At 59.9% G+C, this 9,955-nt stretch carries 11 protein-coding genes and 1 pseudogene; 5 read left to right on the forward strand and 7 right to left on the reverse strand.

The annotated features are described in order from the left end of the window. Positions 1-304: 304 nt before the first annotated feature. The 4 genes from AXW67_RS07650 to AXW67_RS07660 form a co-directional block, all read right to left on the reverse strand. Positions 305-1,510 carry an integrase core domain-containing protein gene (locus AXW67_RS07650; RefSeq protein WP_063677366.1) on the reverse strand — a complete coding sequence of 402 codons (1,206 nt, stop codon included), beginning with the start codon at positions 1,508-1,510 and terminating at the stop codon, positions 305-307. A gap of 430 nt (positions 1,511-1,940) precedes the next feature. Continuing rightward, entirely contained in the window at positions 1,941-2,609 is a 669-nt protein-coding gene (locus AXW67_RS41660) for a hypothetical protein (protein ID WP_145927475.1), read from the reverse strand. Positions 2,610-2,666: 57 nt separating this feature from the next. Then, on the reverse strand, positions 2,667-3,335 hold the full coding sequence (locus AXW67_RS41665; protein ID WP_145927476.1) for a hypothetical protein: 669 nt from the start codon (positions 3,333-3,335) through the stop codon (positions 2,667-2,669). Positions 3,336-3,545: 210 nt separating this feature from the next. Then, the gene (locus tag AXW67_RS07660; RefSeq protein ID WP_063677368.1) at positions 3,546-3,812 is read right to left on the reverse strand and encodes a hypothetical protein; all 267 of its coding nucleotides are present in this window, start codon (positions 3,810-3,812) and stop codon (positions 3,546-3,548) included. Positions 3,813-3,876: 64 nt separating this feature from the next. On the opposite strand from AXW67_RS07660, the gene AXW67_RS07665 reads away from it, so the two are divergent. Both AXW67_RS07665 and AXW67_RS07670 read left to right on the forward strand, forming a co-directional pair. Further along, positions 3,877-4,359 (forward strand): hypothetical protein, encoded by a 483-nt coding sequence (locus tag AXW67_RS07665; RefSeq protein ID WP_063677369.1) that lies wholly within the window; start codon positions 3,877-3,879, stop codon positions 4,357-4,359. A gap of 331 nt (positions 4,360-4,690) precedes the next feature. Then, positions 4,691-4,930 (forward strand): hypothetical protein, encoded by a 240-nt coding sequence (locus AXW67_RS07670; RefSeq protein WP_063677370.1) that lies wholly within the window; start codon positions 4,691-4,693, stop codon positions 4,928-4,930. A gap of 57 nt (positions 4,931-4,987) precedes the next feature. Here AXW67_RS07670 and AXW67_RS07675 read toward each other — a convergent pair whose 3' ends face one another. The 3 genes from AXW67_RS07675 to AXW67_RS07685 form a co-directional block, all read right to left on the reverse strand. Beyond that, entirely contained in the window at positions 4,988-5,509 is a 522-nt protein-coding gene (locus tag AXW67_RS07675; protein WP_201723648.1) for a DUF5681 domain-containing protein, read from the reverse strand. Positions 5,510-5,549: 40 nt separating this feature from the next. Beyond that, on the reverse strand, positions 5,550-6,206 hold the full coding sequence (locus tag AXW67_RS07680) for a helix-turn-helix domain-containing protein (protein ID WP_145927477.1): 657 nt from the start codon (positions 6,204-6,206) through the stop codon (positions 5,550-5,552). 505 nt (positions 6,207-6,711) lie between these two features. Continuing rightward, a complete protein-coding gene (locus tag AXW67_RS07685) occupies positions 6,712-6,942 on the reverse strand; it encodes a hypothetical protein (RefSeq protein WP_063677373.1) in 231 nt (76 codons plus the stop codon). A 3-nt stretch (positions 6,943-6,945) separates the two neighbouring features. Between AXW67_RS07685 and AXW67_RS43085 the strand changes: the two genes are divergently transcribed. From AXW67_RS43085 to istB, 3 genes and pseudogenes are all read left to right on the forward strand, one after another. Beyond that, positions 6,946-7,506, forward strand: a complete 561-nt coding sequence (locus tag AXW67_RS43085) for a hypothetical protein (protein ID WP_063677374.1) — start codon at positions 6,946-6,948, stop codon at positions 7,504-7,506. A gap of 82 nt (positions 7,507-7,588) precedes the next feature. Further along, positions 7,589-9,079 (forward strand): annotated as a pseudogene (gene istA, locus AXW67_RS07695) (IS21 family transposase); the annotation flags it as partial. An 8-nt stretch (positions 9,080-9,087) separates the two neighbouring features. Continuing rightward, the gene (gene istB, locus AXW67_RS07700) at positions 9,088-9,951 is read left to right on the forward strand and encodes an IS21-like element helper ATPase IstB (protein ID WP_063677376.1); all 864 of its coding nucleotides are present in this window, start codon (positions 9,088-9,090) and stop codon (positions 9,949-9,951) included. The last annotated feature ends 4 nt before the right edge of the window (positions 9,952-9,955 follow it).

Below are 9,955 nucleotides of genomic sequence, written 5' to 3' on the forward strand. Positions count from 1 at the left end.
TGTCCAGACCGAAGACATCGGTAACAGATCGTACCTAAGACATAGGTGACAACCTCGTGCCGAGCGGGTTGCCGATTGGTTGCAAGGTCATTTACTCCAGGTCGATCCCGCCGACGCGCAACGCATCCGATTTGGTGTGTTACGGCGAGACGCGTTCATGGCATGACCATTATTGCTCGGTCCGCGCTTTCGCCGTCAACCCCGCGCGGCAAAGGCCGCGCCCCTGCGGGCTTCGGGGGGGTGACGGCTCAGCGCGGCCAAGCAACTGGCCACCATGCCAAGAATGCAGGAAAGCGCGTCTCGGTCAGAGCGCCGAGGCCGTACTTGAGACATGGGTGGCGGGCTTCGGGCCGAACGGGTTGTCGAGGGGTTGCAAGGTCTTTTGCTCGAGGTCGAAGTAACCGAGATCGTAATGCATGAAGCTGACGAGCCAAATGCCGTCGTCGACTTCCTTGATGCCGAGCTTCTGGCCGGCCAGCACGGTGGAGATGTTGATCTTCTTGCGATGGAGGCAGAGGCGGCCGCAGGCGGTGATGACACCGTCGCGGTCGTGGAACGGATATGTGAGTTCCGGCAGACCATCGTAGCGGCGGGTTGAGGCTGTGTAGAGCTCTCCGGGGCACTTCATGTCGAGCGCCTCGTGGGGACGTTCAGAATTGAACTCGCGGAGGAAGGCATCGAAGCGTGCCTGCTGCTGCAAGCTGTTGAACCCCGGCGGCCGGGTGGCCTCCTTCTTCAGCGTGAGATGCATGCGCTCGTGACGGCCGTTCTGCTGCGGATGGCCCGGCTTGATGCGTTCGATCGCAATGCCGAGTCTGAGCCACCACACCGACAGCTTCGAGAGGTTGAACAGCGCGTTTGGACTGGCAAAGGGCACGCCATTGTCGGAGCGGATGGCAAAGGGCAGACCGCGCTCGCGGAACAGCCGTTCAAAGGCAGTAATGGCAGGATCTTCCCGCGTGGAATCCAGCGCTTCACAGAGCAGCAGGAAGCGCGAGGCATGGTCGGTGACGGTCAGCGGATAGCAGTATCGGCCATTGCCGAGCTTGAACTCGCCCTTGAAGTCGGCACACCACAGATCGTTGGCAAGCGTGCCCTGCGACAGCGGCGTGCCGTGCGCGCGGTGGCGCGGCACGCAGCCGCGCTTGACCAGGCCATGGCGGTCGAGGATCGCATGGATGGTGCTTTTGGCCGGCACCCGGACGTCGCCGTCGAGCCGTCGCACCAGGAGCTCGCGGATCTTGCGGGCGCCCCAGTGTGGCTTCTCGCCCTTCAGCCGAACGATCAGGGTCTCGACCTGCTGCGGGAGCTGGTTGGCGTAACGGATCGGCCGCCTGGAGCGGTCGCTTAACGCTTCAAGCCCGTGCTCCTTGTAACGATCGAAAATCTTGTAGCCAGTTTTGCGGGAGATGCCGAACTCCCGGCAGACCTCGGCCATGGCTTCTCCATCCAGAAGCCGGGCGACAAAGCGAAGGCGCTCTTCCATTACCGAACTCGCTTTCCACGGCATCCACACCTCCCGCAGAACAAAAGCGGAAAGTGTAACCCATGTGTCCGGTACGTTCTGTCACCTATGTCTCGGGCCGCTCATATTCCTTTCCCTTTTCGGCAATTCCCCAAATTTGAACGCGCGTGTTGGGGAAGGTCTGTGCCGGTTCTGTTCAAGTTTGGTGATCGCGTTCTCGGCAAGCCATTCCAGTTACAGTTAGTGAGCCTCCGTTCACCACAGTAGCTCCTTCAGTAGTCCCGCTGACCACCTTGAAGCCATTGACGACCGAGTAAGGCTCCTTCCCGTGATTGACGTTCACGCCCGTGCAGTCGCCGTATGGAGTTCCGTAGACGATATTGCAGGCTGCTTCGGCGGCGGCAGGGATGAACCACGAGGCTACGAGAACGAGAGCCAGAGTTTCAAGATAGCCTCCTCGGAGTGGGTAGGTGTATCAAGGCCGATTGCGTGCCTTGCTCAGTGCCCGCTGCCGCCGCTGTTTTGCTGAAGGCTTTTGACCTTTCTGAAGAAGGTTCGGCTTTGACGGTGGCCGCTGCGGTTGAAGTTCTTTGGCACTCCGGAGCCGTCGAAGGACGGCACGGTTCTGACGAATTACTGGAGGCGGAAATTTTTCTGGCCACGATCTGAGCCCGGTTTTGATTATTGCATCGAGTTTTTGAATTTCTTCGCCGATGTATCCACAATCCTCAATGAAGGCAGGAAAATCGCTTGCCTCCAGCGGCTTCAAGCCGTTTTGCGCGGGAGGCCCCAGCGCGGGTTCGTAATGCAGTTTATCGCCGGGTCCCTCGTATAAGTTTGAATATGGCTGCCAGTGCGCCATGGCGTTCCTAAACTGTGCCAGTTTCAGCAAAAAGGCATTGCACAAACTCCAATACCTTTTGAGCCGCCCGTCGGATACCTGATCCAACAGATCCTGCATCATTTCGCCTCTGGCGCGGACATTCTGGACAGCGGAGAAGATGATGCAGGCTTTTTGGTAATCTATGTGCAGGATACTCATGAGTAGAAATGCCTGCTTGGCCTCTACTGTGGCATATGCTTCGATTGCCTCACCGATTTGCTCTCGCAACTGTTGGCGTACTTCACGGATCGTTACCGGCATCTTGAAAACCGCTCTCGAAGAAATCGAACTGCATCCACCGTGTGGATGGCCTTTTGGTTAAGAGGTTCCGCCGATTATTTTCTTAGAGCGCAAATCGTCAAAAATTGCAGAGACAGAACTTGATGCGCTACTGCCGTTGCCTACAAAAAGACGCCCACCCGCGCTTACCTCTCCCGAACCTACCCAGAGATTTCTTGCGGTAGTTGGATCAACGAGGCGCGCTTTAAATACCGTTTGTCGGCTGTACCTGTGCATTGGCGTTGCCGTGCCTGTCATCGTTCCGGAGGTAGTTCCCGCTAGAGAAACATTCGAGAAGTTTCCGTTGCGCGTGACAGTGCCACCAACATCGGTCGAGCCCGAGTATTGGCCTTGAAAGAACGTGCCAGCGTATTCCTTGACCACACCTGTATCACCCACGTTGATGATCAGAACAGCATCAACGCCGCTTGCGGCCATTATCTTCCGAATTTCCGCGTCAGTGTACGTTCGCGTGGGTGGCAGCAGCGCGTAAGCATCTTCGGCCCCAATACCCCGCTTCGCTGCCTCCTCGGCGATGCTCGACTGAAAACTGGAAGCCAGCGCGGTGGGCGCGACAACATAAGCTGCCATACGTTGTATGGGCCGCGCCGGTAAATCTCGGTCCGCGTAACCCTGCATAGCTGTGGTTATGCACCCTGACAGCAAAATCGCTACTAAGCACAGCGATACGAACGCAAACCGTGTCATGTGACGCCCCCTGATTTACGCTAGTACAACCTTGAGAAGCGCGCCATCAAAAGTTGTGGCGCGTGGCAGAAGCATGCTTTTCGCCGAGTTTTTCCCTCCCCCGGGGGTGGTCGGCCAAGCATGCTTTGCTGATGAGCAATCGTGAAGGCGATCACTCCGCGAGGATCAATGCTTGGTGTTCGGCACTAGTGGGCGTCTGTGCGTGTCGCATCATTTCACGTCCAGCATGAGTTTGATTGCTGTGGCAGCATATGGGTTGCCAGGCTTCGTCACGTGACCCGCAGCCGCGAGTGCTGCCGAGATTTCGCGCAGGGACCGCTTGCCACCCTTGGGCCGCGCCCGTGACAACTTGCGGGCCATTTCGACAGTCTCAGGCTTCTGCTCTGCAATCGACTTGCGACCCTCGACCTTAACCCCGGTGCGGCGCTTGCGGTCCCGCGCGCCCCTGAGTTTCGCGACCACCATCGCTTTAACCATCCGTTAACCATAGCTATTCATGATACTGCTCGTGTGTTTGTGTTCGCGACGAGCTTGAAACTTCATGGCGCGGCCTAATTCCAGAGTGCCAGTTGGAGGGGATGAGGACGTCCTGAGCTTTCCCTCGCCGTTGGCACCAGACCGGGGAGCAACAGCCCTCGATCTGGTACATCAAGCGGCCGATGTCTTCCGCAGTATGGAGAAGCACGCGCGCGAGACCGAAGCCCGCGCCCAATCGCTCTGCACGAGCGCCTTAGAAAGATTGAGGCTTGCCGAAGTGCGAGCGGAGGCCGCCGAGCGGGCACAACGTGAACTCATCGTCACCACTGACCGTAAGTTGCAAGATGCTTGCCGAGCGCTGGAGCAAGCCCAGTCCTGTATTGAAGCTCAGAAGGATAAGTTGACGGCCGTGGAGCTCCGTGCCGAAGTTGCTGATGCCGAAGCGCGACGAGCCAAGGAAGCGCTCGCGCTCGTTGAAGAGGCCATTCGCAAGCGTCTGCTTTGCGCGACCCCGCCTGCCGATAGCAGGTTGACTGCGGCAGCCTGATCCATTGCGACTGCCATGGATCACTGGGCGCTACCGGGGGCAGGCGCGGCACGAGCGAACACACCCCCGCTGTGAGTTGGGTGGCAGCCACCTCCTTTACTCCAACGATTTGAAATCGGATGGGACGGGATCGACCGAAAATAGGGTCCGGTGCAGTCGGAGAAGCTCATTTTTCTTACGGGACTAGGCGCGGCGTGACCCGCGCGCGCCAATTCAAAATGACAGAGCCAAACGATAACCAGCCATTAACCATATCGGATTATCTGGAGAGTTGGGCATTCGGGGCGCGTGTGCTGGCTTGCTGGCCAGCCGGTAGTGTAGGCGTGGACCCATGGCCCTTGACCCGGAAGAGTTCGTCACCCTGACAGATCACGGCTCGATGAAACTGCGCGCGGCAGTATTGCGCGCGATGACGTTGCTACCCAAGGAACGCAAGCGGACAACAATCGTTCGCGAGGGTGAACCGGCGATCCTGCATTTCGAGCAGATCAAGAACCTTGCGGCGCAGTGGGAGGTGCAAGGGTCCGCTCGTGGCCCCTTTGACACATCTAACGTAAGCGATCCCTGCTAGTCAGCGATAGCCGGTTATCGGGCGACCGCCTTACCTGATGTCCAACCTCGCCCCTAATCAGCGCGGGCGGATGGTCAGGAGTGGCGAAACTTGTGTGGTGGTTCTCATTTCGCTTTTGCTGGTCGCGATGCGCAGCAATTCGACGTCGGGCAACTGCTCCACCCCTGTCAAGCCAGCGCCCCCTTCGGCCGTCTGATACGCCTTCACATAGCAATCGACGACTTTGGCGAATTCGGCCGCTTCACCCGCTGTCATCTGACCCGCTGCAACCGCGTTCGCGACCCCCGCCATGATGTCTGCGGCGTCGCGAGGGCTGTTGATCGGCGGCAAACGGATGGTCACCGGACGGTCTTTGCGCGCCGGGAGAATTCGCTCAACGCAGAGGCGGAGCGCTATCGTATCGCCGTCCAAAGCCATTTGAATGGCCTTTCGCGTCAAGGCTTCTGCTTCCCCGTCCAGCATGGCCTCGGCGGCCAAGGTGGCACTATTTCTGGCACCACGCGGACGGCCAGCCGCGTTTCCGCTTTGACCTTTCTGAAATTGGCCCGCCTGTTGTCGGCCTGTTTTTTCAGACGGCATATTGCGATCTCCGCTCCCCGGCGCACCGTTGGACCCCCGCCTACTTCGCCTCGGCACGCTCGCCAAGCCTCATCTCAACAACCGCAAGCTTTAGCACGTTATCAGTAAGGCGTCCCACCCGTTCAAGATCGGTCAGCCGCGCAAGCTCTGCGGCAGGCAACTGCATCAGGGTCAGCCATCCCTCCGGTAGGCGTTTCGCAATCCGATCTTGCACCACCTCGGTAGCCTCTCTTCGAACCGGATCGCGAAGCGCGTCCGTCAGGGGGCGTGGTAGCGAGCGATCCGGCTCAGGCGCTTCGACACAATTCGTGTCGATAGTTCTGGATAGTTCACTAGATAGTTCGTGGGCAGTCTGCTTCACCCGTTCGTTGCAGTTTGTTTCACCCGTATCGACATTTTCTTCACCCGTGCAGTCTGCTTCATCGGTGCAGTGAATTGCACCCGTACCTTTGAGCCGAAACTCGTAGTTGTTTGTGTTGTCCTTTGAGCCGCCCCCTGTGCCCCGGACAATCAGCCACGGATCAGGCCCAGCCCTGAGTTCATTAATTGCGTTGATCACGGTCCGCCTGCACCGACCGATCGCCAACCCAATCGTGGTCAGCGAGGGATTGCATTGTCCAGTCATGTTGTTTCGGAAGGTGAGAAGCAGAGCATCCGCCACAAGCTTAGCCGTTGAGGACAGCATTGGATCAGCCATGATGGCCCGCCTGATCCGATATTGGATGGGTTCGGGCTTCGTCCGCGCCGTTGCCGAAGCGCGTCTGTCTTGATCGTGAGATGCTCCAGCGCTTCTCGTAAGCATGATCGCCCCTCTCGTAGGCGGCACTGCAATGACCCCGGGACCGCGCGAACGGTTACCGGGGTAAGCTTTGTGATGGGGGCGAGCTTCGGTCGGGGAGAGACACTGTTTCGTGTCACGCACGAGTGCCGGTCGTCCCGAACATTCTAGCAAACGACCCGAAATTGCGGCCGTTGGCGGCCATGAGCATACCAACAAATCTGGTCAACCGCTGATGGGCGGTTCTCCTCGGTAACTTCGCACTCGTGACCGGCTTGGCATTGCGCGGTTTTGCGGGGTTGGTTCGCGTCTTACGGTAACAAATCCCAGCAATTTCAATGGGCCTGATCAGAATACGAATCTGAGGGGCGGACGCTCTAGTTGTTCCGGACACGCCATCAGAGCAGGATCGCGAACTCTGAAACTAATAGGTCTTCAGTACCGTGAGCTCGCGATTATCTGCCCGGTTCTTTGCAGCGAGCAGGATCTCTCTCATTTGCTTGATCACGGGCGGTTCGAGCGCCTCGATCTTCGCCGCGACTTGCGGATCAAGAATGCCCTTCCGGCCGTAGCGTCCACGAACGTCGCTGGCGTGCCCGAGAATGCGGTCACGCGTCCGCTGGGCGATGCCGTCGCTGTCGAGCCAATCGGCCATGAGATGCCGCGTGCTGTAAAGCGTCAGGTCGGCACGGCTCCGCCCGAGGGGGCGCTCCTGTACGAACGAAGATACGACGACGGTCCGTTGCGCTTCGCCGACCGAGAATGGTCCTGGGCGGGACACCTGACTTCCGAGTTCATGCTCGAAGTCGACATCCCCCTGCGCAAGAGCGAACGCCCGGCGTTCGAACGGCATCACCCTAGCCACTGCAATCTGCACGGCTCTTCTTGCGAAGAGCTCAGACAGCGGGATCCCGAACCAGTGACCGCGGGGAAACTGCTGGCTCAGGCGCTGGCACGGGACGCGCACGCGATCGACAGGCTCTGGAAGCCGGCGTCGCAATCCCAGTTACGGGCGACGCTGGAGACGGGGTACGACGGATTGTACGATGCCCTCATCTTCGAGAACGACATCGGATTCGCAGGCGCGCTGACGAGAGGCGCTTCATGCCTAGCCGCGATGTATCGCGCATTGGCGCTCTACGACGCGGGACAACTCGGGGATGCCCACGAGCTTCTCGCGACGATTTTTGTCATTCGGCCTGCAATATTGACCCCCTAAGCTGGGGGATCGGCGTCCAAAATTGACCCCCTAACGTTGGGCTGTTGCGCTGCCTGCTTTGGAATGAAGCAGGTGGTCGGGGATGCTGGTCGTGGAGACGATTGCGCGGATACGGCGCGAGCACTTCATCAAGGGCAAGACGATCAAGGAGATCGCCCGTGACCTGAAGGTGTCGCGGAACACGGTCCGCAAGGTGCTGAGGTCTGGGGAGACCTCCTTCGAGTACGAGCGGCAAGTGCAGCCGCGGCCAAAGCTGGGACGATGGGCAGTAGAGCTTGACGGATTGCTGGCGGCGAACGCGGCCAAACCGGCTCGTGAACAGCTGACGTTGATCCGGATCTTCGAAGAGCTGCGCGGCCGCGGCTACGACGGCGGTTACGATGCGGTGCGGCGTTACGCCAGGCGGTGGAGCAAAGAACGCGGGCAATCGACCGCGGCGGCCTATGTCCCGCTGAGTTTTGCGCCGGGCGAAGCCTACCAGTTCGACTGGAGCCACGAGGTGGTCTTGCTGAGCGGGACCACGGTGATGGTGAAGGCCGCCCATGTCCGGCTCTGTCACAGCCGCATGCTGTTCGTGCGGGCCTATCCGCGCGAGACGCAGGAGATGGTGTTCGACGCCCACGACCGGGCGTTCGCCCTGTTTAAGGGCACCTGCAGTCGCGGCATCTACGACAATATGAAGACCGCGGTGGAGACGATCTTTGTCGGCAAGGATCGCCGCTACAATCGCCGCTTCCTGCAGATGTGCAGCCATTACCTGGTCGATCCGGTCGCCTGCACGCCAGCCTCGGGCTGGGAGAAGGGCCAGGTCGAGAACCAGGTCGGGCTGGTCCGCGAACGCTTCTTCACGCCGCGGCTGCGGTTCAAGAACCTGGACGAGTTAAACGCCTGGCTGCTGGACAAGTGCATCGCCTACGCCAAAGCGCATCGCCATCCGGAGTTGGCCGATCAGACGATCTGGGAAGTGTTCGAAGCCGAGCGTCCTAAGCTCGTCCCCTATGCCGGTCGGTTCGACGGCTTCCATGCGGTGCCGGCGTCGGTCTCGAAGACCTGTCTGGTGCGCTTCGACAACAACAAGTACTTGGTCGCAGCCAGCGCCGTCGGGCGCCCGGTCGAGGTCCAAGCCTATGCCGATCGCATCGTGATCCGTCAGGACGGACGCATCGTTGCCGAGCACCCACGATCCTTCGGACGCGGCGAGACGACCTACGATCCCTGGCACTATGTGCCGGTACTGGCGCGTAAACCCGGCGCCTTGCGCAACGGTGCTCCCTTCAAGGACTGGGTGCTGCCGGCCGCGATCGAGCGGATCCGGCGCAGGCTTGCCAGCACCGACGATGGCAATCGTCAGATGGTCGACATCCTCAATGCGGTGCTGACTGACGGCCTGCCCGCGGTAGAAGCCGCCTGTGCCGAAGCGCTCGGTCACGGCGTCCATTCCGCCGATGTCGTTCTCAACATCCTGGCCCGACAACGTGAACCCGCCCCACCGGCCAACATCATGACGCCGGCTGCATTGACGCTCCGCCATGCGCCGATCGCCGATTGTGCCCGTTACGACAACCTCCGGAGGATCATCTGATGGAACGAACCCAAATCTTCGACCTCATGGGCGAGCTCAAGCTCTACGGCATGAAGGCCGCCTTCGACGAGATCATGGCGACTGCGGTCAAGCGCCAACACGAACCGCAGCGCATCGTCGGCGACCTGCTCAACGCCGAGATCAACGAGAAGCAGGCCCGGTCGATCAAGTACCAGCTCACCATCGCCAAGCTGCCGCTTGCTAAGGACCTCGAGGACTTCCAGTTCGACGGCACGCCGATCAACCGGACGCTCGTCAATGATCTCGCCGGCGGCGGCTTCATCGCCCAGCAACGCAACGTCGTGCTGGTCGGCGGCACAGGCACCGGCAAGACCCATCTGGCCATCGCAATCGCCAGGAGCTGCATCCGATCCGGTGCCCGTGGCCGCTTCTACAATGTGGTCGATCTCGTCAACCGCCTCGAGATTGAGACCCGCAATGGACGGCAGGGCCGGCTTGCTGAGCACTTGACCCGGATGGACTTCATCGTTCTGGACGAACTCGGATATCTGCCCTTTGCCCAGTCCGGCGGTCAGCTTCTGTTCCATCTGATCAGCCGGCTCTACGAGAGAGCTTCCGTCATCGTCACCACCAATCTCGCCTTCGGCGAATGGCCCAGCGTGTTCGGCGACGCCAAGATGACCACTGCGCTGCTCGATCGGTTGACCCATCACTGCGACATCGTCGAGACCGGCAACGACAGTTGGCGATTCAAAAGCCGCGACGACGATCACGCAACCCGCGCTCGTCTCGCCTCCGCAATCCCGGCCAGCTCCGACGAGACGAGCGCTACCAGCAAACCCCGCCGCACAAAGGGGTCAAAATTGGACGCCGATGAGGGGTCAAATTTGAACGCCGATTGACAGC

Source organism: Bradyrhizobium neotropicale (assembly GCF_001641695.1).
GTDB lineage: Bacteria > Pseudomonadota > Alphaproteobacteria > Rhizobiales > Xanthobacteraceae > Bradyrhizobium > Bradyrhizobium neotropicale.